The sequence below is a fragment of the Nocardioides plantarum genome (genome assembly GCF_006346395.1).
GTDB classification, from domain to species: Bacteria; Actinomycetota; Actinomycetes; order Propionibacteriales; family Nocardioidaceae; genus Nocardioides; species Nocardioides plantarum.
This window is the reverse complement of record NZ_VDMS01000002.1, coordinates 78,072-101,830: the sequence shown is the minus strand read 5'-3', so window position 1 is coordinate 101,830 and position 23,759 is coordinate 78,072. Positions and strand designations below refer to the sequence as shown.

The 23,759-nt window shown below is 72.2% G+C and carries 27 protein-coding genes; 13 read left to right on the top strand and 14 right to left on the bottom strand.

Annotated elements, in window-relative coordinates; all coding sequences use genetic code 11:
• The first annotated feature begins 1 nt into the window (after window position 1).
• Window positions 2-403, top strand: coding sequence for a F0F1 ATP synthase subunit epsilon (locus FJQ56_RS12535; protein ID WP_140009920.1), 402 nt, complete (start codon window positions 2-4; stop codon window positions 401-403).
• Window positions 404-471: 68 nt separating this feature from the next.
• Window positions 472-912 carry a DUF2550 domain-containing protein gene (locus FJQ56_RS12530; RefSeq protein ID WP_140009919.1) on the top strand — a complete coding sequence of 147 codons (441 nt, stop codon included), beginning with the start codon at window positions 472-474 and terminating at the stop codon, window positions 910-912.
• On the opposite strand, the gene FJQ56_RS12525 is transcribed toward FJQ56_RS12530, so the two are convergent.
• The 3 genes from FJQ56_RS12525 to FJQ56_RS12515 all read right to left on the bottom strand — a co-directional run bounded on the left by FJQ56_RS12525 (window position 854) and on the right by FJQ56_RS12515 (window position 5,513).
• Window positions 854-1,624 (bottom strand): YwaF family protein, encoded by a 771-nt coding sequence (locus FJQ56_RS12525; protein WP_140009918.1) that lies wholly within the window; start codon window positions 1,622-1,624, stop codon window positions 854-856. The two genes, FJQ56_RS12530 and FJQ56_RS12525, sit on opposite strands and share 59 nt — an antisense overlap.
• A 73-nt stretch (window positions 1,625-1,697) precedes the next feature.
• Window positions 1,698-4,859 (bottom strand): DEAD/DEAH box helicase, encoded by a 3,162-nt coding sequence (locus tag FJQ56_RS12520; RefSeq protein ID WP_140009917.1) that lies wholly within the window; start codon window positions 4,857-4,859, stop codon window positions 1,698-1,700.
• An 81-nt stretch (window positions 4,860-4,940) separates the two neighbouring features.
• Complete coding sequence (locus FJQ56_RS12515) at window positions 4,941-5,513, bottom strand: cob(I)yrinic acid a,c-diamide adenosyltransferase (protein WP_140009916.1); 573 nt, start codon at window positions 5,511-5,513, stop codon at window positions 4,941-4,943.
• Window positions 5,514-5,530: 17 nt separating this feature from the next.
• On the opposite strand from FJQ56_RS12515, the gene FJQ56_RS12510 reads away from it, so the two are divergent.
• The 6 genes from FJQ56_RS12510 (at window position 5,531) to FJQ56_RS12485 (ending at window position 10,261) form a co-directional block, all read left to right on the top strand.
• Entirely contained in the window at window positions 5,531-6,145 is a 615-nt protein-coding gene (locus FJQ56_RS12510; protein WP_140009915.1) for a hypothetical protein, read from the top strand.
• Window positions 6,146-6,191: 46 nt separating this feature from the next.
• The gene (locus FJQ56_RS12505) at window positions 6,192-6,497 is read left to right on the top strand and encodes an STAS domain-containing protein (protein WP_140009914.1); all 306 of its coding nucleotides are present in this window, start codon (window positions 6,192-6,194) and stop codon (window positions 6,495-6,497) included.
• 67 nt (window positions 6,498-6,564) lie between these two features.
• Entirely contained in the window at window positions 6,565-8,586 is a 2,022-nt protein-coding gene (locus FJQ56_RS12500) for a protein meaA (RefSeq protein WP_140009913.1), read from the top strand.
• A 57-nt stretch (window positions 8,587-8,643) separates the two neighbouring features.
• Window positions 8,644-8,841 carry a hypothetical protein gene (locus tag FJQ56_RS12495; protein WP_140009912.1) on the top strand — a complete coding sequence of 66 codons (198 nt, stop codon included), beginning with the start codon at window positions 8,644-8,646 and terminating at the stop codon, window positions 8,839-8,841.
• A 36-nt stretch (window positions 8,842-8,877) separates the two neighbouring features.
• Window positions 8,878-9,405 carry a ferritin gene (locus tag FJQ56_RS12490; protein ID WP_140009911.1) on the top strand — a complete coding sequence of 176 codons (528 nt, stop codon included), beginning with the start codon at window positions 8,878-8,880 and terminating at the stop codon, window positions 9,403-9,405.
• Between the two features lie 22 nt (window positions 9,406-9,427).
• Window positions 9,428-10,261 (top strand): FAD-dependent oxidoreductase, encoded by an 834-nt coding sequence (locus FJQ56_RS12485; RefSeq protein ID WP_140009910.1) that lies wholly within the window; start codon window positions 9,428-9,430, stop codon window positions 10,259-10,261.
• Here FJQ56_RS12485 and FJQ56_RS12480 read toward each other — a convergent pair.
• Genes FJQ56_RS12480 through nucS form a run of 4 tightly spaced genes read right to left on the bottom strand, consistent with a single transcriptional unit; the run spans window position 10,258 to window position 12,415 of the window.
• The gene (locus tag FJQ56_RS12480; protein WP_140009909.1) at window positions 10,258-10,689 is read right to left on the bottom strand and encodes a hypothetical protein; all 432 of its coding nucleotides are present in this window, start codon (window positions 10,687-10,689) and stop codon (window positions 10,258-10,260) included. The genes FJQ56_RS12485 and FJQ56_RS12480 overlap by 4 nt on opposite strands.
• A gap of 46 nt (window positions 10,690-10,735) precedes the next feature.
• A complete protein-coding gene (locus FJQ56_RS12475; protein WP_140009908.1) occupies window positions 10,736-11,086 on the bottom strand; it encodes a hypothetical protein in 351 nt (116 codons plus the stop codon).
• Window positions 11,087-11,141: 55 nt separating this feature from the next.
• Window positions 11,142-11,708, bottom strand: a complete 567-nt coding sequence (locus FJQ56_RS12470; protein ID WP_140009907.1) for a DUF952 domain-containing protein — start codon at window positions 11,706-11,708, stop codon at window positions 11,142-11,144.
• An 8-nt stretch (window positions 11,709-11,716) separates the two neighbouring features.
• Complete coding sequence (gene nucS, locus FJQ56_RS12465; protein WP_140009906.1) at window positions 11,717-12,415, bottom strand: endonuclease NucS; 699 nt, start codon at window positions 12,413-12,415, stop codon at window positions 11,717-11,719.
• A 211-nt stretch (window positions 12,416-12,626) separates the two neighbouring features.
• Between nucS and FJQ56_RS12460 the strand changes: the two genes are divergently transcribed.
• On the top strand, window positions 12,627-13,145 hold the full coding sequence (locus FJQ56_RS12460) for a GNAT family N-acetyltransferase (RefSeq protein WP_211350988.1): 519 nt from the start codon (window positions 12,627-12,629) through the stop codon (window positions 13,143-13,145).
• Window positions 13,146-13,251: 106 nt separating this feature from the next.
• Complete coding sequence (locus FJQ56_RS12455) at window positions 13,252-15,066, top strand: 3-hydroxyacyl-CoA dehydrogenase family protein (protein ID WP_246084134.1); 1,815 nt, start codon at window positions 13,252-13,254, stop codon at window positions 15,064-15,066.
• 36 nt (window positions 15,067-15,102) lie between these two features.
• Here FJQ56_RS12455 and FJQ56_RS12450 read toward each other — a convergent pair whose 3' ends face one another.
• Window positions 15,103-16,533 (bottom strand): MXAN_6640 family putative metalloprotease, encoded by a 1,431-nt coding sequence (locus FJQ56_RS12450; protein WP_140009904.1) that lies wholly within the window; start codon window positions 16,531-16,533, stop codon window positions 15,103-15,105.
• Window positions 16,534-16,698: 165 nt separating this feature from the next.
• Window positions 16,699-17,127: an FAD synthase family protein gene (locus tag FJQ56_RS12445; RefSeq protein WP_140009903.1), complete on the bottom strand. Its 429-nt coding sequence runs from the start codon at window positions 17,125-17,127 to the stop codon at window positions 16,699-16,701.
• A 173-nt stretch (window positions 17,128-17,300) separates the two neighbouring features.
• Here FJQ56_RS12445 and FJQ56_RS12440 point away from each other — a divergent pair, with 173 nt between their 5' ends.
• Both FJQ56_RS12440 and FJQ56_RS12435 read left to right on the top strand, forming a co-directional pair.
• Window positions 17,301-18,569 (top strand): DUF445 domain-containing protein, encoded by a 1,269-nt coding sequence (locus FJQ56_RS12440; RefSeq protein WP_140009902.1) that lies wholly within the window; start codon window positions 17,301-17,303, stop codon window positions 18,567-18,569.
• A gap of 5 nt (window positions 18,570-18,574) precedes the next feature.
• Window positions 18,575-18,820 (top strand): RNA-binding S4 domain-containing protein, encoded by a 246-nt coding sequence (locus tag FJQ56_RS12435; protein WP_140009901.1) that lies wholly within the window; start codon window positions 18,575-18,577, stop codon window positions 18,818-18,820.
• 110 nt (window positions 18,821-18,930) lie between these two features.
• Here the strand turns inward: FJQ56_RS12435 and FJQ56_RS12430 are convergent, their stop codons facing one another.
• The 4 genes from FJQ56_RS12430 to FJQ56_RS12415 all read right to left on the bottom strand — a co-directional run bounded on the left by FJQ56_RS12430 (window position 18,931) and on the right by FJQ56_RS12415 (window position 22,224).
• Complete coding sequence (locus tag FJQ56_RS12430; RefSeq protein WP_140009900.1) at window positions 18,931-19,299, bottom strand: FKBP-type peptidyl-prolyl cis-trans isomerase; 369 nt, start codon at window positions 19,297-19,299, stop codon at window positions 18,931-18,933.
• Between the two features lie 84 nt (window positions 19,300-19,383).
• Complete coding sequence (locus FJQ56_RS12425; RefSeq protein ID WP_140009899.1) at window positions 19,384-20,856, bottom strand: MFS transporter; 1,473 nt, start codon at window positions 20,854-20,856, stop codon at window positions 19,384-19,386.
• Window positions 20,853-21,284 carry a CBS domain-containing protein gene (locus FJQ56_RS12420; RefSeq protein WP_140009898.1) on the bottom strand — a complete coding sequence of 144 codons (432 nt, stop codon included), beginning with the start codon at window positions 21,282-21,284 and terminating at the stop codon, window positions 20,853-20,855. The genes FJQ56_RS12425 and FJQ56_RS12420 overlap by 4 nt, the downstream gene beginning before the upstream one ends.
• A 46-nt stretch (window positions 21,285-21,330) precedes the next feature.
• Window positions 21,331-22,224 carry an inositol monophosphatase family protein gene (locus FJQ56_RS12415; RefSeq protein WP_140009897.1) on the bottom strand — a complete coding sequence of 298 codons (894 nt, stop codon included), beginning with the start codon at window positions 22,222-22,224 and terminating at the stop codon, window positions 21,331-21,333.
• Window positions 22,225-22,266: 42 nt separating this feature from the next.
• Between FJQ56_RS12415 and FJQ56_RS12410 the strand changes: the two genes are divergently transcribed.
• Window positions 22,267-22,764, top strand: coding sequence for a DUF2231 domain-containing protein (locus FJQ56_RS12410; protein WP_140009896.1), 498 nt, complete (start codon window positions 22,267-22,269; stop codon window positions 22,762-22,764).
• Here FJQ56_RS12410 and rsgA read toward each other — a convergent pair.
• Window positions 22,751-23,755: a ribosome small subunit-dependent GTPase A gene (gene rsgA / locus FJQ56_RS12405; protein WP_140009895.1), complete on the bottom strand. Its 1,005-nt coding sequence runs from the start codon at window positions 23,753-23,755 to the stop codon at window positions 22,751-22,753. The two genes, FJQ56_RS12410 and rsgA, sit on opposite strands and share 14 nt — an antisense overlap.
• Window positions 23,756-23,759 lie beyond the last annotated feature (4 nt).

Genomic DNA, 23,759 nt, shown 5'->3' with positions numbered 1-23,759 from the left:
CATGGCCGGGTCTTCGGAGGCGCTGCAGGTCGAGCTGGTCGCGGCCGACCGGACCGTGTGGTCCGGTCGCGCCACGATGGTGATCGCCCGCACGGTCGAGGGTGACGTCGGCGTCCTGCGCGGTCACGCGCCGCTGCTGTCGCTGCTCACCGACGCGGTCGTCGAGATCACCGGCGAGGAGGGCGAGGTCGTCATCGCCGCCGTCGACGGGGGCTTCCTGTCCGTCGCGGCGGACCGGGTGTCGATCCTCTCCGAGCGGGCCGTGCTGGCCGAGGAGATCGACGTCGACGCCGCGCGGGCCGAGCTCGAGCAGGAGCCCGACGGCAGCCTCGCCGACGACGACGCCGAGCGTCGGATCCGGCGTGCCGAGGCTCGCATCCGCGCGGCCGAGAAGGTGCGCTGACCCCAGGTCCGGCGCTGGCGCTCTCCCGCTAGGGTGAGCGCTCCCCGAGCAAGGAGCGAGCGGACGAGATGGCGTGGTGGGAGTGGACGCTCGACGCTGCCGGCGCGATCCTCATCCTGGCTCTGCTCTACGGCCTCGCCCTCGTCGTACGACGTCGTCTGATCACCCGCCACGGCGGCACGTTCGAGCTCAGCCACCGCGTCCGCACCTCTGGTGACGGGCGCGGTTGGGTGCTCGGGATCGGACGTTACTCAGGTGAGCGGCTCGAGTGGTTCCGGCTGTTCTCGCTCGCCCCGCGGCCCAAGCGGGTCTGGGCTCGCGACTCGCTCAGCTACGACGGGCGCCGCGAGGCGTTCGGGACCGAGCGGCTCTCGCTCTATCCCGACCACGTGGTGATCGTGTGCCTCTCGGCCTCCGGTGACGTCGAGCTCGCGCTGAGCGCCGGCTCCCTCACCGGCTTCCAGTCGTGGCTCGAGGCACGTCCACCCGGGACCGACTGGAGTCGCTGATGGTCCACGGAAGCGTCAGCAGCGCCCAGACGACCGCGATCACGACGATCTCGACGACGACGTAACCGGGCCAGGGGCCCAGCAGGTCGAGTGGTGAGCTGACGGCGGGCTTGCGGTTGAGGTAGCCGTAGTTGGTGTCGAGCGCGGCGTTGAACGTCATCATCGCGGCGACCCACACCAACGTCGCCGCGACGGCCACCCGGTAGCCGCGCCAGGTCGGGCGCTCGCCGAGCGAGACGAGCAGGACCATGGCCCAGACGCTGGCCAGGTGCATGCCCCAGAACATCCACCACCGCGGGTCGGGGAAGGCCTGCTGGAGCGACGGGGTCACGATCGCCTGGGTGACCAGGGTGGAGGCCCAGAAGTAGAGGAGCGCGCAGGCGCCGCGGTGGCGGGTCCACAGGGCGAAGGCCGCCAGCATCCAGCTCAGGTCGCACACCTGCATGGGCAGCGAGGTGCCGAGGTCGAAGTCGCCCGGCAGCAGCTGGAGCACCTGCAACGGCACGGTGTAGGCGAGCAGCACGAGGGCGAACCCGCGGCGCACTCGCTGCTCGGTGCCTCCCTCGCCCCGGGCCAGCCGACGTCCGAGGAGGGCTGCGACCACGCACCCGAGCAGGGCGAGCGCCATCAGGGCCTGGTGCTCGGGACTGAAGGCCTGGAACCGGTCGGCGGCGAGCGGCACGGTCATGGTCGTGGTCGTGGTCATCGGCATGGCCCTACCCTGACCCGGCCGGACGGCCACCGCGTGAGTATCCGGGCCCGGAGGCCACCGCTGTCGGGGCGCATCAGTCGAACAGGGCCCGGATGTCGTCGGCGGTGATCGACTGCGAGGTGGCGCCGTCGCCGTCGATGACCCGGGCGAAGAGGGCGGCCTTGCGTGCCTTGAGCTCCATGACCTTGTCCTCGATGGTGTCGGTCGAGACGAGCCGGTAGACCATCACGGTCCGGGTCTGGCCGATGCGGTGGGCGCGGTCGACGGCCTGGGCCTCGGCGGCGGGGTTCCACCAGGGGTCGAGCACGAACACGTAGTCGGCCTCGGTGAGGGTGAGCCCCACGCCGCCGGCCTTGAGGCTGATCAGGAAGACCGGTGCCGCGCCGTCTCGCCAGGACTGGATGAGAGCACCACGACCCGTGGTCGAGCCGTCGAGGTAGACGCTCTCGAGGCCGGCGGCGTCGAGTCGGTCGCGCACTCGGCGCAGGAAGCCGGTGAAGGTGCTGAAGACCAGGGCCCGGTGGCCCTCGGCGGCGAGCTCGGTGAGGTGCTCGACCAGGACGTCGAGCTTGGCCGAGCCGATCGACTCGTGAGCGGGGTCGACCAGGGCGGGGTCGAGCGCGAGCTGTCGCAGCCTGGTGAGTGCGGCCAGGATCGCGACCCGGTTGGAGTCGAAGTCCTCGACCAGCCCGAGGATGCGCTGACGCTCCTTGGCCAGGTGGGTGTCGTAGAGCTTGCGGTGGCGGGGGTGCAGGTCGACCGCCAGGGTCTGCTCCTGCTTGGGGGGCAGGTCGGCGGCGACGAGCTCCTTGGTGCGGCGCAGCACGAACGGCTTGATCCGCTGGGTGAACCGGTGCAGCGCCTTGTCGTCGCCCTCCTTCTCGACCGGGCGCACGACGTGGTCGAGGAACGTGGACGGCTGGGGGTAGATGCCGGGGGTGACGATGGACAGCAGCGACCACAGCTCGAGCAGGCGGTTCTCGAAGGGCGTGCCGGTCACGGCCAGGCGGAACGGGGCCTCGACCTTGCGGACCGAGGAGTAGGCCAGGCTGCGGTGGTTCTTGACCTGGTGGGCCTCGTCGAGGACCAGGCCCGCCCAGGAGACCTCGGTGTAGGCCTCGGTCTCGAGGCGCTGGAGGGTGTAGCTGGTGACCACGACGTCGGCGTCGCCGGCGATCTGGGCGATCGTCTCGCCGCGACGCTTGGCGGAGGCGGTGATGGTGCGCACGCGCAGGCCGGGGGTGTGCCGCTCGGCCTCGGTCACCCACGCCGACACGACACTGGTCGGGGCCACGACCAGGAACGGGCGGTCGTCGCTGGCCCGGGTGTGGGCCACCAGCGCCAGGACCTGCAGTGTCTTGCCGAGCCCCATGTCGTCGGCGAGGATGCCGCCGAGGCCGTGCTGCCACAGGAACGCCAGCCAGTGGAAGCCGTCGAGCTGGTAGGAGCGCAGGGTCGAGACCACCCCGGTCGGCTCGGGGCGCGGGAGGTCGGTCAGGTCGCGCAGGGCCTGGGCACGACGCACCCACTCGGACGCCTGGGCGTCGACGATGCCGAGCTCGGCCAGCTGGGCCCACAGCCCGAGGTCGTGGTGGCCCACGCCGATCCGGTCGCCGTCGGGCTCGCGGAGCTCGCCGGCCGCCTGCACCAAGGACTGCAGCTGGGCGAACTCCGGGCGGTCGGTGCGGAAGAAGAGTCCGCTGGGCAGCACGACGTGCTCGTCGCCGAGGGTGATCGCGGCCAGCACGTCGGCCAGCGGGACCGCCTCGCCGTCGACGGTGATGGTGACCCAGAGGTCGAGCCAGTCGGTGACTGCCTCCTGCTCCTGGGGCGCGCGGGCCTCGAACCCGATGACCGGGGTCGCCTCGGTCTCACGGAACTCGGGTGCGTCGAGCTCGACCACCTCGACGTCGTCGCACGCGCGCCAGGCCGGCAGCTCGAGCAGTGCGAGGTGGAGGACGTCGACCCCGGAGACCTCACGCGGGGTGGGGGAGGGCTGCTCGGGGAGGCGCTGGAGCAGGGCGCGCTCGAGGCTGCGCTGTCGCACGGGGTGGCTGGCCTCCCAAGGGAGCACGCGGTCGCCGTAGACCCACTCCCAGACCAGGGAGGCGGCATCGGCGCCCGTCCACCGGACGGTCAGCCGCAGCCGCGGCGTGGCCGGCTCGGGCACCTCGACGGTGCCGTCACGTGACCCGAGGGGCAGCAGCCGGCGCAGCCGGGTGAGCTCGTCGGGGAGCCGGTCGGTGGCCTCGGGCGGGAGCGTGAGCGGCGGGGCGGCCAGGACCCGGGCCGGGCCCCGCGAGAGCCGGCGGGCCAGCCGCACCAGGGTCAGCTCGCCGTCGCCGTGGTCGAGGAGTGCTGTGTGGGCCGGGTCGCCCCACAGGCCGACCTCGTCGCCGTGCCACAGCCGGCCGCCGTGGTCGAGGCCGACCGCGACCTCGGACCCGTCGCCGGTCGCCCGGACGTCGGCGGAGAGCTCGACTGGCTTCTCCTCGAGGTGGAGCGCGGTGAGCTGCTGGAGCAGGAGGGGGAGCCCGGCCCCCCGGGCCTCGAGGAGCAGGGGGACGGCATCGGGACCGAAGTCGCCCACCGTCGGCTCGCGGCCGGCGTACCAGTAGCCGCCGTGACGCTCGAGCGCCGCGTGCAGGGCCTTGAGGACCTCGACCTGCGCCGGCTCGTAGCGCTGGCTCTGCACCGCACCCGGCACGTTGGTCCAGGAGATGCCGCTCTTGATCCACCCCTGCTTCTTGCCCGGGCGCATCGGGCGCAGCCGCAGCAGGGGGCCGGACTGGTAGAAGACGCGGTGCCCCTTGCCCTCGTCCCAGCTCAGCTGCAGCGCGAGGGGCGCGGGCTCGACGTCCGGCGGCGCGAGGTCGGCCAGGTCGCCGACCAGCTCGGCCAGCCGCTGCTCCCAGGTCAGCTCGGTGGGGGTGGAGAACATCTCGCCGAGCGCCAGGGCCAGGGCCGCGCCGTGCTTGCACTGGAAGTGGACCGGGCAGGTGCAGGTGGTCGCCAGCGACAGCGCGCCGGCCGGGGCGGACGCGCGCAGCTGGACGACGTAGGGGTGGTAGTCGGTGCCGCGCACCTCGGCCGAGGCCGACACGGTGGTGGCGCTCAGGTCGCCGATCTGGGGGGACTCGACCAGGCCGTCGGTGTAGCCACGGGCACGCACGAGCGTGTCGTGGGAGAAGTGCCGAGCGACCTCGGCAGCGGTGAGACGGCGCAGGATGTTCATGACGCAGCCATCGTGGCACGGGCCACCGACGGCCCCGCCGGTTCTCCACAGCCCCCGGTGCGAGAGCCGGCGCGCGGGGGCCTACCGCTCGCCGCCGGGCACCCAGAGCACGTCGCCGCGCTCCCGGTTGGCGTGCCGGGCGAGGATGAAGACGAGGTCGGAGAGCCGGTTGAGGTAGGTGATGGCCAGCACGTTCATCGAGTCGGCGTGCTGCTCGTGGGCCGCCCAGGCCGACCGCTCGGCCCGGCGTACGACGGTGCGGCACACGTGCAGGTGGGCCGCCCCGACGGTGCCGCCGTTGAGGATGAAGGACCGCAGCGCCTCCAGCGGCTCGTTGTAGTGGTCGCACCAGGCCTCGAGGCGGTCGACGTAGTCCTGCGTGATGCGCAGCGGCGGGTACTCGGGGTCGGCGACCACGGGGGTGCAGAAGTCGGCGCCCACGTCGAAGAGGTCGTTCTGCACGTGGGTGAGGACGGCGACGACGTCGTCGTCGAGCTCGCCCGCGACGACGGCCAGCCCGAGCTGGGCGTTGGCCTCGTCGACGTCGGCGTAGGCGTGCAGCCTCGGATCGTTCTTGGTGGTCAGGCTCATGTCGCCGAGACGGGTCTCGCCGCCGTCGCCGGTGCGGGTGTAGATCCGGGTGAGGTTGACCATGCGGGCACAGTAGCGAGGTGACCTCCTCCCGCTCGCTGCCGGTCGTGCTCGCCCTGCCCGCCCTGGCGCTGGCGGTGGCGGGGCTGTTCCACCCGCACACGCTCGTGCCGGCCACCGCCGACCGGTGGTACGTCGTCCACGTGGCCGGGCTGCTCGCGTTCCCGCTCGTCGGGCTCGCGCTGGCCTGGCTGGTCCGGGGACGCCGGGACCCGGTGGCGTGGGCGGTGCGCCTGACGGCGTACGGCTTCGCGGTGCTCTACACCGCGCTCGACGTGATCTACGGCGTCGCGGCCGGCGACGTCACGCGCGACATGGCCGAGGGCTACCGGCGCAGCGCCGACTTCAGCGCGATGCTGCGCACGGCCGTCGACCTCGGCGAGGTCGGGTCGTGGTCGTTGCTCTGCTGCGCCGCGGTCCTGGTGGTCGACCAGCTGGGCCGGCACGGCGTGGCCGGTCTGCCTGCCCTTGCGCTGCTTCCGGGTGCGTGGCTGGTGCACCGCGACCACATCTTCAGCCCCGGCGGCGTGGTCGGGATGGTGCTCCTCGGGCTGGCGACCGGGCTGCTGGCGCGCAACCTCGCGCAGACTCGCGGACCATCGGACGCAACCAACCGGCCGCTCGGCGCGTCATAGTGGGTGTGAGGGCAGCAGGCCCTGGCGCCACCGCGAGGAGGACGACATGGACATCGTCATCGAGGGACCCTGCCTGAGGCTCGCCGGCGACTTCGACGTCCGCAGCACCCGTGAGGTGCGGGTGGCGGTCTACGAGGCACTCGCCGCCCACGACGACGTGGTCGTCGACCTGACCCACGTCGGCTCGGTCGACCTCACCGCGCTCCGGGTCCTGGCGGCCGCCTCGCGCGGGGCGGCGCGCGCCGGGCAGCGGCTGACGCTGCGCGGGTGCAACGGCGCCGTACGCCGGCTGCTGCACATCACCCACCTGATCCGCGTCGTCGAGGTCGAGCGCGACGCGGTCAGCGCCTGACGCCCCTGTTGGGTTTCCCACTCCGCGAGTGGTTACCAACGCGTAACCGCCGTCCTAGGCTGCGGCCATGAGCCCCGCCAGCAAGGACAAGCCCTGGGTGATGCGGACCTACGCCGGTCACTCGACCGCAGAGGCCTCCAACGCGCTCTACCGCGGCAACCTGGCCAAGGGCCAGACCGGGCTCTCGGTGGCCTTCGACCTGCCGACGCAGACCGGCTACGACCCCGACTCGGTGATGTCGCGCGGCGAGGTCGGCAAGGTGGGCGTGCCGGTGCCGCACCTGGGCGAGATGCGCAAGCTGTTCGACCAGATCCCGCTCACCGAGATGAACACCTCGATGACGATCAACGCGGTGGCCATGTGGATGCTCGCGATGTACCAGGTCGCGGCGGAGGAGCAGAACCCCGACCTGGACCCCGACGAGGTGGCCCAGCAGCTGGCCGGCACGACCCAGAACGACATCATCAAGGAGTACCTCTCGCGAGGGACCTACGTGTTCCCGCCGGAGCACTCGCTGCGGTTGATCGGCGACATGATCGCCTACACGGTCCACCAGATCCCGAAGTGGAACCCCATCAACATCTGCAGCTACCACCTGCAGGAGGCCGGCGCCACGCCGACGCAGGAGCTGGCCTACGCGCTGTGCACCGCGATCGCCGTGCTCGACCAGGTCAAGGCGTCCGGCCAGGTCGACGAGGCCGACTTCGAGAAGGTCGTCGGCCGGATCTCGTTCTTCGTCAACGCCGGCGTCCGCTTCATCGAGGAGACCTGCAAGATGCGGGCCTTCAACCAGCTCTGGGACGAGATCACCCGCGAGCGCTACGGCGTGCAGGACCCCAAGATGCGGCGCTTCCGCTACGGCGTCCAGGTCAACTCGCTCGGCCTGACCGAGGCCCAGCCCGAGAACAACGTGCAGCGCATCGTGCTCGAGATGCTCGGCGTCACCCTCAGCAAGAACGCCCGGGCCCGTGCGCTGCAGCTGCCGGCCTGGAACGAGGCGCTCGGGCTGCCGCGGCCGTGGGACCAGCAGTGGTCGCTGCGCCTGCAGCAGGTGCTGGCCTTCGAGTCCGACCTGCTCGAGTACGACGACATCTTCGACGGCAGCCACGTGATCGAGGCCAAGGTGGCCGAGCTCGTCGCGAGCGCCCGGGCCGAGGTCGACCGGGTGCAGGCGATGGGTGGGGCGATCGCGGCCGTCGAGTCGGGCTACATGAAGCAGGAGCTGGTCTCGGCCCACGCCGCGCGGCGCGGGCGGATCGAGAGCGGCGAGGAGGTCATCGTCGGCGTCAACCGCTTCGAGACCACCGAGCCCTCGCCGCTGACCGCCAACCTCGACGACGCGATCATGTCGGCCGACCCGCAGGCCGAGGCCTCCGCCCTGGCCTCGATGAGGGCCTGGAAGGAGCAGCGCGACGACGCCGCCGTCACCGCGGCGCTCGCCGCGCTGGCCGCCGCGGCCAAGACCGACGAGAACCTGATGGCCGCGACCCTGGTCGCCGCCCGCGCCGGTGCGACCACGGGGGAGTGGGCCGGCACCCTGCGCGAGGTCTTCGGCGAGTTCCGTGCGCCCACGGGGGTCGGCGGCGCGGTCGGTGTGACCGCATCGGTCGGCGAGGCCGGGGCGGAGCTGACCGAGGTGCGCGAGCGGGTCAGGGCCACGGGCGAGGAGCTCGGCGGACGGCTTCGCCTGCTGGTCGGCAAGCCCGGTCTCGACGGCCACAGCAACGGTGCCGAGCAGGTCGCCGTACGCGCCCGCGACGCCGGCTTCGAGGTGATCTACCAGGGCATCCGGCTGACTCCGGCGCAGATCGTCTCGGCGGCGGTCGCCGAGGACGTGCACTGCGTCGGGCTGTCGATCCTGTCGGGCAGCCACATGGAGCTCGTGCCGGCCGTGCTCGACGGGCTGCGCGAGGCCGGGCTCGACGACGTTCCCGTCATCGTCGGCGGGATCATCCCCGACTCCGACGGCCGGCGCCTGATCGAGGCCGGCGTGGCCGCGGTTTACACGCCCAAGGACTTCGGCCTCACCGCGATCATGGCCGGCATCGTCGAGGTCATCCGTCGCGCCCAGGGCCTCGACGAGGGGTGACCCGTCCGACCCCCGAGGAGTAGGTGAGGCTGCCCTCACTGCTGTTAGCCTGTCCTCATGGGCAAGGGGAAGGGCGGCAAGGTCGCCAAGCTGCCGAAGACGAAGTGCTGCGAGTCGCGCAAGAAGTGCGGCCGCTGCCCGTTGCGCATGCTGAAGGAAGGCACGCTCCCGGCGGGGTATACCGTCAAGCGCCGCCAGCTCGTCCGCCTCGACGGCACCAAGGTCACCAAGAAGAAGCTGGTCAAGGCTGCCTGACCGGTCGCCACCACCTGATCGAGCAGGAGTACGACAGTGCCCGGAACCCGCTTCGTGGAGCAGCTCAACGCCCAGATCGGCAACGAGCTCGCCGCCCACAACCAGTACGTCGCCATCGCGGTCCACTACGACGCGCTCACGATGCCGCAGATGGCCGCGCTCTTCTACGCGCAGGCGCTCGAGGAGCGCGACCACGCGATGATGATGGTCCAGTACCTCCTCGACACCGACGTCGACGTCGTCATCCCCGGTGTCGACGCCCCGGTGCCGGCCTTCGAGGGCGTCGTCGCCCCCGTCGAGCTCGCGCTCGAGCAGGAGAAGCGGGTCACCGAGCAGATCAACGGGCTGCTGCGCACCGCCCGCGACGAGTACGACTTCGCCTCCGAGCAGTTCATGCAGTGGTTCATCAAGGAGCAGGTCGAGGAGGTCGCCACGATGAGCGACCTGCTCGCCGTCGTACGCCGCAACGCCGACGACATCGACGACATCGAGGACTACGTCGCGCGCGAGCAGGGTGGCGAGGGCGCCGACGCGACGGCACCCCGGATCGCCGGCGGCGCCTGACCGGTCCTGCGAGAGTGGGCCGATGCGAGTCGTCGTCGTCGGTGCCGGAGTGGTCGGTCTCAGCTGTGCGGTCCGGCTGCTCGAGGACAGCCACCGCGTCGACGTCGTCGCGCGCGACCTGCCGCTGGAGACGACCTCGGTCGTCGCTGCCGCGCTCGTGCGCCCCTACCGCGTCGGGCCCCCCGAGCTGGTGGCCCGCTGGACCGCCACGTCCTCGGAGGTCTTCACTGACCTGGCCGCCAGCGGTGAGGATCACGGCGTCCGGGTCCTGCCCGGCACCGACGTGGGGCGCGGCGACGTGGTCGCGCCGGTCGTCGACATGCCGTGCTACCTGCGCTGGCTCGCGGGCCGCGTCGAGCGGCTCGGGGGCACCCTGACCCGCCTCAACCTGGCGGCGCTCCCCGACCACGGCGACGCGGTCGTCAACTGCTCCGGCCTGGGGGCACGGCTCCTCGGTGCCGATCACACGGTCGTCCCGGTGGCGGGCCAGGTCGTCGTGGTCGAGCAGATCGGGCTGGAGCGGTTCTGGCTCGACGACCGAGCGGGGCGACCGGTGACCTACGTCGTCCCGCGCGCGCGGGAGATCGTGCTCGGCGGCACCGCCGACGAGCTCGAGTGGAGCCGTACGCCGTCACCTCGGGTCGCGGCGGACATCGTGCAGCGAGCAGCGGAGCTCGTGCCGGGGCTGGCCCACGCGCGGGTGCTGCGGCACAAGGTCGGGCTGCGGCCCTGGCGGCCCGACGTACGGCTGGAGCGCGTCGGGCGGGTGGTCCACTGCTACGGGCACGGCGGCGCCGGCGTCACGCTGTCGTGGGGCTGTGCGCAGGACGTCGCGCAGCAGGTCCAGGAGCTCTAGGAAGGCGGGGTGGACGACGGGGCCTGGGACGGGCTGCCCGTCGGGTCGTCCGTGGGGCTGGGTGCCTCGGCGAGGCAGGTGGTGCCGACGTAGTCGGTGAACGCCTCGGCGACGTCGCGGTCGCCCTGGGGCACCTCCACCCGGTCGATCTGGGTGTTGGGGGTGTCGCCCTCGTTGTCGAGGCCCTCCACCCACAGCTCGAAGCCTCGCCGCTGGTCGGCGCTCACGCCGTCGGGCGTGCCGATCTCGGCCAGCTTGGTCGCCACCTTCTCGGCGGTGAGGTCGCGGTCGTAGAAGGCGTCGCAGAACGCCTGGGTGTCGGCGTCACGCGGAGCGTCGTCGGCCATGCCGCCGCACGCCGTCAGTCCGACGGAGAGGAGCGCGGCAAGGCCGACGACGATGGTGCGGGTGCGAGAGGTCGCGGTCACGCGACCACGTTAACGGCCGGGCGGGAGAGCCGCCCGGCCGCTGCGGTCAGTCCTTGTAGAGGGGGGTGTCCTTGAGCTTGGTGTCGTCGTCCTTGTTGTCGCAGATGCTGGTCTTGATGGTGTCGGCGAACGTCTTCTTGGCGGTCTCGTCGTCGCCGATCGAGTCGATGGCCTTGATGGCGTCCTTGGCGTCGTCGCTGCCGTCGTCGTCGGCAGCCTTCTTGATGAAGTCGAGCGTCTCGTCGGCCGACATGCCCTTGAGCTCACCACAGGTGGTGTTCTCGGCCTCGGAGCCGCCACAGGCGGTCAGGGTGCCACCGAGGACGACGGAGGCGAGGATCAGGCCGAAGGTGGTCCGACGGGCGCGGGTGGGACGGAGCGTGTTGGTGAGGTTCACGGCAGGGACCTTATCCTGAGCATTGACTGAGAAACCTCTCCGGGGCGACGAACTCTCAGCGACCGGGTCGCCGCCGGGTCCGGCGTACGACGACGACCCCGACGAGCAGGCCCAGCAGGGAGCCGGTGATCGGCCCCCAGCGCTCGTCGATCGCCGCCCCGGCCAGGGCACCGGCCACGGCGGCCACCAGCACGGCGCACACGACGAGCACGTTGCGGAACATCTCCTCGAGGAAGAGCCGGCTGAACGACACCGAGGGCGCGCGCGGCATGTCCTCGACGGTGTCCCCGATGACGTCCGGGGTGTGCGTCTCGAGCGGGATCGTCTGGACCACCGCGTCTGCGTCGATCGGGCCGTAGACGTGGGGGAAGGTCTCCTCGGAGTCGGGGACGTGCTCGTCGACGACCGGCGAGGACAGGCGTGTGGTGTCGACGACGAGCAGGACGAGGGGCTCGGTCACGTCGGCGTACCAGCGTCGGCGCACCGCTTGCCACTGGTCGCCCCGGCTGGCGTGGATGAAGCCCTCCTCGGCCAGGGTGCGACCGCGCGTGGAGGTCGTGTAGCGGCCCGAGGCCCGAGCCGCCTCCCAGTCGGCGACGGTCGCGATGTGGAAGATGCGCATGGACCCGGTCAGAACAGCCGGTGCTCGGAGTCGTCGATACCGCGCAGGGCGTCGTAGTCGACGACGGCGCAGGCGATGCCGCGGTCGGTGGCCAGCACCCGTGCCTGCGGCTTGATCTCCTGGGCGGCGAAGATGCCGCGCACCGCCCCGTTGCCGGTCAGCAGCGGGTCGCGGTTGAGCAGCTCGAGGTAGCGGGTCAGCTGCTCGACGCCGTCGATGTCGCCGCGCCGCTTGATCTCGACCGCGACGCTGGCGCCCGCGGCGTCGCGGCACATCAGGTCGACCGGACCGATCGCGGTCGGGAACTCGCGCCGCACGAGGGTCAGGCCGTCCGCGAGGGTGGCCGGGTGCTCGGCGAGGAGCTCCTGCAGGTGCTTCTCCACCCCGTCCTTCTGCAGCCCGGGGTCGATGCCGAGGTCGTGGGAGGTGTCGCTGAGGACCTCCTCGATCAGGATGCGCAGCGTGTCGGACGGGCCCTTCGCGGTGCTCCGGCTCGTGACGGTCCACTCGACGGCGCCGTCGTCGGTGGTGCCCTCGCGCAACGTGCACGGCGGGCTCATCCAGTTCAGCGGCTTGTAGGAGCCACCATCGGAGTGCACGAGCACCGATCCGTCGGCCTTGATCATCAGCACCCGGGTGGCCATCGGCAGGTGGGCGGTCAGCCGGCCGGCGTAGTCGATCTGACAGCGGGCCACGACGAGTCTCACGGCGCTGAACCTACGCGGTCGACGCCCGGGTGGTCGCGGCACCTCACGACCGAGCCCCGTACGCCGTACGCCGTACCCGGGGCGGGCGTCGTAGGCGCCCGGACCGATCGGACCGATCGGACCGCGATCGGACCGGCCGAGCCCGCGGCCGGCCGGGCAACTAGGTTGGAGCCATGTGGCCCGGCCGTCCTGTCCGTCTCGACGGCACCCGGTGAGCGTCTCCGTCCGGGCGGCCCGGCCCTCCGACCTGCGTCGTGTCGCTCCCGTCGAGGACGCCGGCGCCGCGATGTACGCCGAGCACTTCGGCGATCGGACGGTCCCGGCCCTCGTCGCCCCCGGCCCCAGCGGCGCGGAGCGCGACGGCGTCGGGTTCCTGCTCGTGGCGGTCGACGACCGCCGCGTCGTGGGCTTCGCCCACGTCGTGCCCCACGACCTGCACGCCCACCTCGACCAGCTGTCGGTGCTGCCGTCGTACCAGCGCCAGGGGATCGGTACGACGCTGGTGCGTGCCGCCATGGAGGAGGCGCGGTGGGCCGGCTACGACCGGATGTCGCTGACGACCTACCGCGACGTGCCGTGGAACGGCCCCTTCTACGCGGGCCTGGGCTTCGTGGAGGTGGAGCCGAGCCGGCTGGAGCGCTTCCAACGCGACCTGCGCGACCACGAGCGGTCGCTGGGCCTCGACGAGCCCGGGCCACGGATCGTCATGCAGCGACGTCTGGAGCGCTGACCGGGACCCTGACCGGGACGCCGACCGGAGCGCTGGTCGCAGCATCAAGTTACCGGTGAGTGAACATGTCTCGGACCCGCCGGATCCGCGTGCAAGGATGCCCGCCATGACGAGCACCGCGCCCGAGTCGACCGCGTCCGCTGCCCGCACCTTCACCACGATCGGGGTCGTCGGCCTCGGCACCATGGGTGCCGGCATCGCCGAGGTCTTCGCCCGTCACGGCTACGCCGTGGTCGGTGTCGAGATCAACGACGAGGGAGTCGAGCGTGGCCGTCAGCACCTCGGCCACTCGACCGGGCGCGCGGTCCAGCGCGAGAAGATGACCGAGGCCGAGCAGGCCGAGCTGCTCGGTCGCATCACGTTCTCGACCGAGCTGACCGACCTCGCCGCCGCCGACCTCGTCGTCGAGGCGGTCGTCGAGTCGATGGCCACCAAGAAGGCGATCTTCCAGCGGCTCGACGGCATCGTCGGCCCGCAGACGGTGCTGGCCACCAACACCTCCTCGCTCTCGGTGACCGAGCTGTCCTCGGCGACGTCGGCCCCCGGCCGCGTCATCGGGGTGCACTTCTTCAACCCCGCCCCCGTGCAGGACCTCGTCGAGGTCGTCCAGACCGTGGTGACCGAGCCGTCGGTGCTCGACGACGTCCAGGCCCTGCTCGCCACGCTGGGCAAGAGCCCGGTCGTCTGTGGCGACAAGGCCGGCTTCATCGCCAACACGCTGCTGTTCGGCTACCTCAACCACGCCGCCTCCATGTACGAGGGTCGCTACGCGACCCGCGAGGACATCGACGCGGGCATGCGCTTCGGCTGCGGCTACCCGATGGGCCCGTTGGCCCTGCTCGACCTGATCGGCCTCGACACGGCCTACGAGATCCTCGAGACGATGTACCGCCAGGGTCGCGACCGGCTCCACGCGCCGACGCCGATCCTCAAGCAGATGGTCACCGCCGGTCTGCTCGGTCGCAAGACCGGCCGCGGCTTCTACACCTACGAGGGTCCCGACAGCCCGGTCGTCGTGCCCGACGACAAGACCCCGTCGGCCGACGAGGCGCCCCAGCTCAAGCACGACATCCAGCAGGTCGGGGTGGTCGGCACCGGCACGATGGCCTCCGGCATCGTCGAGGTCTTCGCCAAGGCCGGCTTCGAGGTCGTCGTCGTCGGCCGCAGCCAGGACAAGGCCGCCGGCGTGGTCGCGGCGATCACCAAGAGCTTCGACAAGCAGATCCAACGCGGCAGGAGCACCGAGGAGAAGAAGGCCGAGGTGCTCGGCCGGGTCACCGGCACGACCTCGCTCGACGACCTCGCGGACGTCGACATCGTGGTCGAGGCGATCGCCGAGGACCTCGCGATCAAGACCACGCTGTTCGAGAACCTCGACGAGATCTGCAAGCCCGGCGCGATCCTCGCGACCACGACGTCGTCGCTGCCGATCATCGCGATGGCCAAGGTGACCAACCGCCCGCAGGACGTCATCGGCATGCACTTCTTCAACCCGGCCACGATCATGAAGCTCGTCGAGGTCGTGTCGACCGTCGCCACCGACGACGACGTCACCGAGACCACCCGAGCGCTGTGCGGCAAGGTCGGCAAGGTCGGCGTCTCGTGCGGTGACCGCGCCGGCTTCATCGTCAACGCGCTGCTGTTCCCCTACCTCAACGACGCGGTCAAGATGCTCGAGGCGCACTACGCGACGGCCGACGACATCGACCTGGCCATGAAGCAGGGCTGCGCGCTCCCGATGGGACCGTTCGAGCTGCTCGACGTCGTCGGCAACGACGTGTCGCTGGCGATCCAGAAGGAGCTCTACCAGGAGTTCCGCGAGCCCGGCTTCGCCCCGGCGCCGCTGCTCGAGCACCTGGTCACCGCGGGCTACCTGGGTCGCAAGACCAAGCGCGGCTTCCGCGACTACTCCCGCCGCTGAGTCACCGCCGGCCCGGTCGCCGCGCGCGGCGCCGGCTCAGCGCGTGACCGAGGCCCTGACCACGAACTTCTGTCCGTCGTCGAACGGCCGGCCCGCGCAGGCCAGGGTCGTGCCCTCGTCGCACCGGTAGCGGGTCGAGGCGTTGACGAGCACGACGGTCACCGAGGTGGTGGCCGCGTCGAAGCTCACGTCGATGCGCCCCGACCCGGTGCTGCTGAGCGGGATGGAACGCTGCCGCACCGTGCCGTCGACCAGCCGGGCCACGAGGCGTGCGGCCGGGGCGCGGACCCGGTCGGGGGCGTCGACCACGACGGTGACCCGCGATCCCCGCGCCAGCGAGGCGTCGGGCCGTAGCCGCAGCGCCCGCGAGGTCAGGTGGTCGAGGCGGGTCGCCAGCTGGGTGCTGCGCCGCGCGCTCGTGAGCCGGCGCTCGGTCGCGGGTGCGACCGGGTAGGCGCGTCCCTCCGCATAGGTTCGGCTCGGCACCGTGTTGCCGGCCGCGAAGGAGGCGTAGACGTTCGGCAGGCCTCCGCGCGACGCCAGCACCTTGACGAGCGCCTGGGTGCTGTAGTCGTCGGGCAGGCTGCCGCCCGTGCCGGCCCGGTTCCAGACGGACCGCACGATGCTGGTGCCGTAGCGACGGGAGAGGAACTCCCAGAACGCCCAGTTGCCGTAGTGGGCGAAGCCGTCGGTCTCGAAGAGGTCGAGCGGCACCCGCGGGCGACCGAGCTGGCCGGCGGGGAGGTAGCTGCGGTTGTCGTCGACCTGGTCGGCGAACCTCTCCTCGACCCAGGTCGCCGTGGACTCGTAGAGCCAGCCGTCCTCGGTCACGTCGTAGGCGAACTGGAGGGCGTGGAGGAACTCGTGGGCGGCGGTCACCTGGAGCGAGTCGCCCGGCTTGCGACCGAACTGACCGCGCGCGAAGTCGTCGTCGAGCACGCAGAACCCCCCGGCCCTCTTGGGCTGGCCGGGCACGGTGCCCTCGGGCGCGCAGTAGCCGTAGAGCCCGCGGCTGCCGACGTCCTTGAGGTAGACGTCGAACTTGGCGTTGCCGCCGCGCGCGCCGTCGGGCACGGGTGCGCGGTAGCCCAGCTTGTCGACGTGGTGGCGCCAGACCCGCTCGAGGACGGCCAGGGTCGTGGCGGGCCAGGCGTCGGTGGCGGGGGCGTCGGCGCCGCGGCGTACCCAGTGCAGGCAGAAGTGGGCGCTGCACCGGGTGAAGGAGGGGGACGAGAAGCCGTCGCCGTAGGGGTCGGCGCCGCCGTCGGTGGGCCGGGCCAGGATCCGGGCGGCCAGCCGAGCGTCGTCCGCACCGAGGCGGCCACGCGCGGCGAAGAGGTCGCGCAGCGCCAGGGTCGCCTCCGGGGGTGCGCTCGCCGTGGCGCCGCCGCTGCGGTCGTACGTCGTCGGCGTGCCCGCCAGCGCGGCGCGGGCGGCCACCACGACCGGGTCGGGGCCGGGCGCCACGTCGGCGCCTGCAGGGGCGGTGGCGGCGGGGTCGGCCTGTGCCGGCGGCAGCGGCCCGCCGGCGAGGGTGGCCGTCAGCAGGATCGCCAGCAGGCCCGGGACCAGGACGGTCGGGAGCAGGCGCAGGGTGGGGCGGGAGCTGGCGATGACGGACTCCGGTCGGGGTCAGGGGGTGGCGGAGATCTTCTCGATGAGGGCGGTGGTCGAGATCGCGGGCGTGCGCGGGAGGTAGACGACCTCGCAGATGTCGCCGAGCTCGTCGAAGCGACCGGCCCAGTCGTCGCCCATGACGAGGACGTCGGCGGCGTAGCGGGTGATGTAGTCGCGCTTGAGCTCGAGGCTCTCCTCGACGAACACCTCGTCCACCGACCGGAGGGCGGCGAGGATCTCGAGCCGCTCGTGCTGGCTGAAGACCGGCTCGCGGCCCTTCTTGCGCACGTTGAGGTCGTCGCCCGAGACCCCCACGACGAGACGGTCGCCGAGGGCCGCGGCCCGCTCGATCACCCGGAGGTGGCCGACGTGGAAGACGTCGAAGGTGCCGAAGGTGATCACGGTACGGCGCGCCCGGGCGGGCTCGAGGGGCTGGTCGGGCATGGGCAGGAGTGTCCCACGCGAGCCGGGTGGTGGCCGACGCGCTGCCGTGAGGGCACGGTGGGGGAGATCGTGGGGGAGATCGTGGGGGAGACTGCACCCGTGCCGACACCGCCGCTCCGGGTACCCCGGCCCACGGGCCCCCCAGCGTCATGCCGCGACGTGTGGGGTCATCGATGAGCGCGACGACCGGCCCGCAGGTCGACACCGACAGCGCCGCCGACCGGGAGCGCCGGCGCGCGCTGCGCCGGATGCGGACCGTCGCGGTGTCGCTGCTGGCCCTGGCCGCGGTCGTCTACGTCGCCACGCTCGGCCACGACGGGGTGCTCGGCTTCGTCAACGCGGGCGCCGAGGCGTCGATGGTCGGTGCGATCGCCGACTGGTTCGCCGTGACGGCCCTCTTCCGGCATCCGCTCGGGCTGCCGATCCCGCACACGGCCCTGATCCCGCGCCGCAAGGACGACCTCGGGCGCGGGCTGCAGGACTTCGTGGGCGAGAACTTCCTGCAGGAGCAGATCATCCGCGAGCGGCTGGGCGCCGCCGGCGTCTCGGCCCGCCTCGGCACCTGGCTGGCCGAGGAGTCCAATGCCCGGCGCGTCGTCGACGAGATCGCCGTGGTCGCCCGTATCGCTCTCGGCAAGGTCCGCGACGAGCACGTGGAGGCGCTGGTCACCGACGCCCTGGTGCCCCGCTTCCGTGAGGAGCCGATCGCCCCGCTGCTCGGCGGGCTGCTGTCCGAGGCGGTGCGCGACGACGTGCACCACGGGCTGGTCGACCTCGCGCTCGAGGAGCTGCAGGGGTGGCTGGAGGCCAACCCGCGCACGGTCCAGGACGTCCTGGGGGAGCGGGCGCCGTGGTGGGCGCCCGACAGCCTCAACGAGCGGGTCACCGCCCGGGCCCACGTCGAGATCGTGAAGTGGGTGGGCGACATCCGCAGCGACCCCGAGCACCGGGCTCGGATCGCGCTCGACTCCCTCCTCGAGCGGTTGGCCGGCGACCTGCTCACCGATCCCGCCACGCAGGACCGGGCCGAGCGGCTCAAGGACCGCCTGCTCGACCACCCCGCGGTGGTCACCACCGGCATCTCGCTGTGGCAGGCGCTCCAGCGCGCGCTTTCCACGTCCCTCGCCGACCCCGAGGGCGCCGTACGCCGACGCCTGCTGGCCGAGGTCACCGCCTTCTCCGCTCGCCTGGCCGCCGACGCCGACCTGCGCGCGCGACTCGACCGGCGCGCCGCCGACGCCGCGGTGTTCGTCGTCGAGCGCTACGGCAGCGACCTCACGGCGGTCATCACGCACACCATCGAGCGCTGGGACGGCAAGGAGGCCGCCGACCGCATCGAGCTCCACGTCGGACGCGACCTGCAGTTCATCCGGATCAACGGCACCATCGTCGGCGGACTCGTGGGGGTGTTGATCCACACGGTCTCGGTAGTGATTCACTAACCCTCATGGCAGAACCCCTGAACGTCCCGATCGAGGACTCGTCGATCAAGCTCGGCCAGTTCCTCAAGCTCGCCAACCTCGTCGAGTCGGGCTCCGCGGCCAAGGACCTGCTCGCGGCCGGGGTCGTCAAGGTCAACGGCGTCTCCGAGACCCGGCGCGGTCGCCAGCTCGTCAACGGCGACCTGGTCCAGCTCGCCGCGCAGTCCGCGCGGGTGAGCGACGGCAGCACGCCCGACGACTTTCCCTGGTGACCGCGTGGGAAAATCTCCGCTGAGGCGGTGAATCTCCCACCTCCTCGACGAAGTTTCGTCGTACCGGCAGGAGATTCACCACTGCAGCGGTGAATCTCCCGCCGGGTCGATCAGCGAACTTCGAGCAGGTCCACCACGAAGATCAGGGTCTCGCCGGGCTTGATGACCCCGCCCGCGCCGCGGTCGCCGTAGCCGAGGTGGGGCGGGATGACGAGCTGGCGGCGGCCGCCGACCTTCATGCCCTGCACGCCCTGGTCCCAGCCGGCGATGACCTGGCCGATGCCCAGGCGGAACTGCAGCGCGTCGCCACGGTTGTAGGAGGCGTCGAACTCCTCGCCGGTCGAGTGGGCGACGCCGACGTAGTGGACCTTCACGGTCTGGCCGGCAGCGGCCTCGGGGCCGTCGCCCACGGTGAGGTCGGTGACCTGGAGGTCGGTGGGCGGGTCGAAGTCAGGGAAGTCGATCTCGGGCTTGTCCATGCCGCCAGCCTAGGAGAGCAGCCCGGCGGGTGACCGACCACCCCGCGGTGCGGACGGCGCGGCGCCGGGGCCGGGCGGTCGCGCTCAGGTGGGCCCGGTGCGGCCCTGCTCGTCGCAGGTCGTGGCGAGCGGGGGAGCGCCGACCCCGCAGTGGCGCAGGTGGTGGTCGGTGGCGGTCGCGGGGGCGTCGAGCACGTCGTTGCGCACGGTCAGCGCGGCCGCGACGGCGCTCACGAGCAGGATCCCGGCCGAGATCCACAGGGCGTGCTCGAAGCCGTCGGCGGCGCCGGAGCCGACCCCGGCGAGCACGGGTACGGCGGCCACCGCCAGCAGACCACCGGTGCGGGCGACCGCGTTGTTGGCGCCGGAGGCCATCCCCGCGTGCTCGCTCGGCGCCGCACCCAGGGCCGCCGCGGTGAGCGGGGCGACCATCAGGGCCAGCCCGGCCCCGAACACCAGGACGCCGGGCAGGACGTCGGCCAGGTAGCTGTCTCCCTCGCCGACGCGCGAGAGCAGCAGCAGGCCGCCGGCGCACACCAGCGGGCCGAGCGACATCTGCAGCCGCGGGCCGATCCGCCCGGCGAGCGCGCCCGACCGCGCGGAGAGCAGCAGCATCAGGGCGGTGACCGGGAGCAGTGCCGAGCCCGCCGCGACCGGGCCGAAGCCGGCGGCCTCCTGCAGCTGGACGACCAGCAGGAAGAACACCACGCCGATCCCGGCGTACACCAGGAACGTGACGCCGTTGACCGCGCTGAACTGCGCGGAGCGGAAGGCGGTGAGTGGCAGCACGGGGTAGGACGCGCTGCGCTCCCGGGCGACGAAGGCCACGGCTGCGCCCACCGCGACGGCCACGGCGCCCCCCACGACACCCGCCCCGCGGGAGGACTCGATGAGGGCGAAGGTCAGGCCGGCGAGCGCCACTGCTCCCAGGAGCCCGCCGGCCCAGTCGACCGCGGTGCCCTCGGCGTCGTCGTCCCGTGTCTCCGGCACGTGGCGCGCGGCGAGCGCGACCACGATCGCGGCCAGCGGCAGGTTGATGAGGAACACCCACCTCCACGAGGCCACCTCGACCAGCCAGCCGCCGAGCAGCGGCCCGACCGCTGTCGCGACCCCGCCGAGTCCCGACCACGCGCCGATCGCGCGGGCGCGGTCCTCGGCGCGGAACGTGACCTGCAGCAGGGCCAGGCTCCCCGGCGTCAGCAGCGCCGCCCCGACCCCCTGCACGGCGCGGGCGGTGACCAGGGTGGGGACGTCCTGCGCCAGCCCGCAGGCCAGCGACGCGACCGCGAACCAGACGACCCCGACCACGAACACCCGGCGCCGTCCGAACCGGTCGCCCAGGGTGCCGCCGAGCAGGATGAAGGACGCCAGGGTCAGGGCGTAGGCGGAGACCGTCCACTGCAGCGAGGAGAACTCCGCGTCGAGCGACTCACCGATCGCCGGGAGCGCGACGTTGACCACGGTCGCGTCGATGCCGGCGAGGGCCGAGCCCAGGATGGTCGCCAGGAGCACCCACCGGCCGGCAGCGGACGAGAGGGTGAGAGCGGGCTCGGTCACCCCTGGTGCACGTAGGAGTCGAGCTGGTCGCGCTCGAACTGCAGTTGGCCGATCTTGTGCTTGACCACGTCGCCGATCGACACGATGCCGACCAGCGTGCCGTCGGAGACGACCGGGACGTGCCGGAAGCGCCGCGAGGTCATGGTGGTCATGACGTCGTCGAGGTCGTCGTCAGGGCCACAGGTCTCGACGACCGAGGTCATGATCGCGGCGACGGTGTTGTGGATGACGGTGCCGTCGCTGTGCAGGTGACGTACGACGTCGCGCTCGCTGACGATGCCGTCGAGGCTCGTGCCGTCGGCGCTGACGACGAGGGCGCCGATGTTGTGCTCGGCGAGCAGGGCGATCAGGTCGCGCACCCCGGCGTCGGGGGTGATGGTGACGACGTCGCTGGTCGACTTGGCCTCGAGGATCTCACCGATGCGCATGGGGCGGACGCTACTGGCCGGGCGTCGCGGTGACCAGGGCCACCGATCAGGCGTCGGGGACGTCGCGCGGTCGACGCGAGCGCAGGTCGCTGACCGTGCCGGGGCCTGAGGTGGGCCAGTCGGCGTCGCCCTCGTGGTCGTCGGACAGGCCGCCGAGGAACGACAGGGCGGCCTCGTGCAGGTGGCCGTTGGTCGCCAGGGCGTTGCCGCCCCAGGGGCCGTCGCTGCCGTCGAGGGAGGTGAAGCGGCCCCCGGCCTCGCGCACGATGATGTCGAGGGCGGCCATGTCGTAGACCTCGAGCTCGGGCTCGGCGGCGATGTCGACAGCACCCTCGGCGAGCAGCATGTAGGACCAGAAGTCGCCGAAGCCCCGTGTGCGCCAGCACCGCCGCATCAGCGAGAGGAAGTCGTCGAGCCGGCCGCGCTCCTCCCATCCGCTCAGCGAGGAGTAGGCCAGGTGGGCGTCGTCGAGGCGGCGTACGTCGGAGACCTGCATGCGGGTGGCCTTGAGCAGGGACCGACCGGTCCAGGCGCCGTTGCCGCGCGAGGCCCACCAGCGGCGCTGCAGCAGCGGGGCCGAGACCACGCCGAGGACGACCTCGTCGTCGACGACCAGCGAGATCAGGGTGGCCCACACCGGGACGCCGCGCACGAAGTTCTTGGTGCCGTCGATGGGGTCGACGATCCAGCGGCGCTGCGAGTGGCCCGTGGAGCCCTGCTCCTCGCCGGTGATCGCGTCGCGACTGCGCACGCGCGACAGGGTGCGCCTGATGCCGTCCTCGACCTGCTGGTCGGCGTCGGTGACCGGGGTCAGGTCGGGCTTGCTCATCACGTGCAGGTCGAGGGCCTTGAACCGTGCGGTCGTCAGGGCGTCGGCGTCGTCGGCGAGGACGTGCGCGAGCCGGAGGTCGTCGGTGAAGTCGGTGCGAGCTGCGGCCACGTCTCTCACCCTATTCTCATCGAAGTGCTTCAATCTTCACCTATGTCCCTGCCGCCGCTGTTGCTCAAGATCAACGACCTTCCCGCGCACCCGCTGCTGGTCCACCTGACGGTGGTGCTGGTGCCCCTCGTCGCTCTCGGAGCGATCGCCTACCTCGTGCCGTCGTGGCGCGACTGGCTGCGCTGGCCGCTCCTGGTCGGTGCCGCGATCGCGTTCCTGTCGATCTGGGCGTCCTACCTCAGTGGCGACAACTTCAAGGAGAGCGTCTCCTACTTCCAGCAGAACCCGCAGATCGAGAAGCACGAGGAGTACGCCGACGTCTTCCGCATCGTCGGCTCGGTCTTCACCCTGGCGCTCATCGGCGTCACCGGGTGGCTGCACCGCCGTACCGGCACGCTGCGGCTCGCGGCCGGTGGCGTGGTGGCCCTGCTGGCGGTCGTGACCCTCGTCTACACGTTCCTGACCGGCGAGGCCGGGGCCAAGGCGGTCTACCCGCCCGACTCGTTCCAGGACGCGGCCGTCGTCGTCACCACTCGCTGACGCTGCGGGCGGCCAGCAGTCGCCGGAACGACGACACCCGGTCGGGGTCGGCCTTCCCGGCGGCCACGGCCTCGTCGAGCCCGCACTCCGGCTCGTCGTCGCCGTGCGTGCACCCGCGCGGGCAGTCCTCGGTCATCTCGTCGAGGTCGGGGAACGCCCCGATGAGGTCCTCGGGCCGCACGTGCGCCAGGCCGAAGGACCGGATGCCGGGGGTGTCGATGATCCACCCGCCCGTGACGCCGTCGTGGTCGGGGAGCGGCAGCAGGTAGGCGGACGTCGAGGTGTGCCGCCCGCGGCCGGTCACCGCGTTGACCACCCCGACCTCACGGAACGCGTCGGGCACCAGGGCGTTGACCAGCGTCGACTTGCCCACGCCGCTGGACCCCACGAGCACGCTGGTGCGGCCCGAGAGCCGCTCGCGCACCTCGGTGAGGTCGCCGCCGCGCTCGGTGACCACCCACGGCACCCCCAGCGACCGGTAGGTCAGCAGCAGCTCGTCGGGCGACCTCAGGTCGGCCTTGGTCAGGCACAGCAGCGGGGTCATGCCCGCGTCGTACGCCGCCACGAGGGCGCGGTCCATCATCCGCGGCTGGGGCTCGGGGTCGGCCAGGGCGGTGACGATGACGAGCTGCTCGGCGTTGGAGACGATGACCCGCTCGACGGCGTCGTCGTCGTCGGCCGTGCGGCGCAGCGTGGTGCTGCGCTCGTTGACCTCCACGATGCGGGCCAGCACGCCGTCGTCGCCGGAGGTGTCGCCGACCACGCGCACCCGGTCGCCCACGACGACGCCCTTGCGGCCCAGCGGTCGCGCCTTGACGGCCAGCACGACCCGGCCGTCGACCAGCACGGTGAGCCGGCCGCGGTCGACGGTCACCACGACGCCCTCGACGGCGTCGTCGTAGGTCGGGCGGTCCTTGGTGCGGGGCCGGGTGCGTCGACGGGGTCGGTCGTAGTGCTCGATGTCCTGGTCGGAGTAGCGCCTCCCGCTCACGGCA

What these genes read in the sequence shown, in the direction of transcription:
- FJQ56_RS12520 (WP_140009917.1), bottom strand. Translation starts at nt 4,859, where the DNA reads ATGAACATCCTGCGCCGTCTCACCGCTGCCGAGGTCGCTCGGCACTTC.
- FJQ56_RS12535 (WP_140009920.1), top strand. Translation starts at nt 2, where the DNA reads ATGGCCGGGTCTTCGGAGGCGCTGCAGGTCGAGCTGGTCGCGGCCGAC.
- FJQ56_RS12505 (WP_140009914.1), top strand. Translation starts at nt 6,192, where the DNA reads ATGGACATCGTCATCGAGGGACCCTGCCTGAGGCTCGCCGGCGACTTC.
- FJQ56_RS12530 (WP_140009919.1), top strand. Translation starts at nt 472, where the DNA reads ATGGCGTGGTGGGAGTGGACGCTCGACGCTGCCGGCGCGATCCTCATC.
- FJQ56_RS12435 (WP_140009901.1), top strand. Translation starts at nt 18,575, where the DNA reads ATGGCAGAACCCCTGAACGTCCCGATCGAGGACTCGTCGATCAAGCTC.
- FJQ56_RS12515 (WP_140009916.1), bottom strand. Translation starts at nt 5,513, where the DNA reads ATGGTCAACCTCACCCGGATCTACACCCGCACCGGCGACGGCGGCGAG.
- FJQ56_RS12525 (WP_140009918.1), bottom strand. Translation starts at nt 1,624, where the DNA reads ATGCCGATGACCACGACCACGACCATGACCGTGCCGCTCGCCGCCGAC.
- FJQ56_RS12495 (WP_140009912.1), top strand. Translation starts at nt 8,644, where the DNA reads ATGGGCAAGGGGAAGGGCGGCAAGGTCGCCAAGCTGCCGAAGACGAAG.
- FJQ56_RS12420 (WP_140009898.1), bottom strand. Translation starts at nt 21,284, where the DNA reads ATGCGCATCGGTGAGATCCTCGAGGCCAAGTCGACCAGCGACGTCGTC.
- FJQ56_RS12500 (WP_140009913.1), top strand. Translation starts at nt 6,565, where the DNA reads ATGAGCCCCGCCAGCAAGGACAAGCCCTGGGTGATGCGGACCTACGCC.
- FJQ56_RS12430 (WP_140009900.1), bottom strand. Translation starts at nt 19,299, where the DNA reads ATGGACAAGCCCGAGATCGACTTCCCTGACTTCGACCCGCCCACCGAC.
- FJQ56_RS12485 (WP_140009910.1), top strand. Translation starts at nt 9,428, where the DNA reads ATGCGAGTCGTCGTCGTCGGTGCCGGAGTGGTCGGTCTCAGCTGTGCG.
- FJQ56_RS12440 (WP_140009902.1), top strand. Translation starts at nt 17,301, where the DNA reads ATGAGCGCGACGACCGGCCCGCAGGTCGACACCGACAGCGCCGCCGAC.
- FJQ56_RS12445 (WP_140009903.1), bottom strand. Translation starts at nt 17,127, where the DNA reads ATGCCCGACCAGCCCCTCGAGCCCGCCCGGGCGCGCCGTACCGTGATC.
- FJQ56_RS12455 (WP_246084134.1), top strand. Translation starts at nt 13,252, where the DNA reads ATGACGAGCACCGCGCCCGAGTCGACCGCGTCCGCTGCCCGCACCTTC.
- FJQ56_RS12470 (WP_140009907.1), bottom strand. Translation starts at nt 11,708, where the DNA reads ATGCGCATCTTCCACATCGCGACCGTCGCCGACTGGGAGGCGGCTCGG.
- FJQ56_RS12410 (WP_140009896.1), top strand. Translation starts at nt 22,267, where the DNA reads ATGTCCCTGCCGCCGCTGTTGCTCAAGATCAACGACCTTCCCGCGCAC.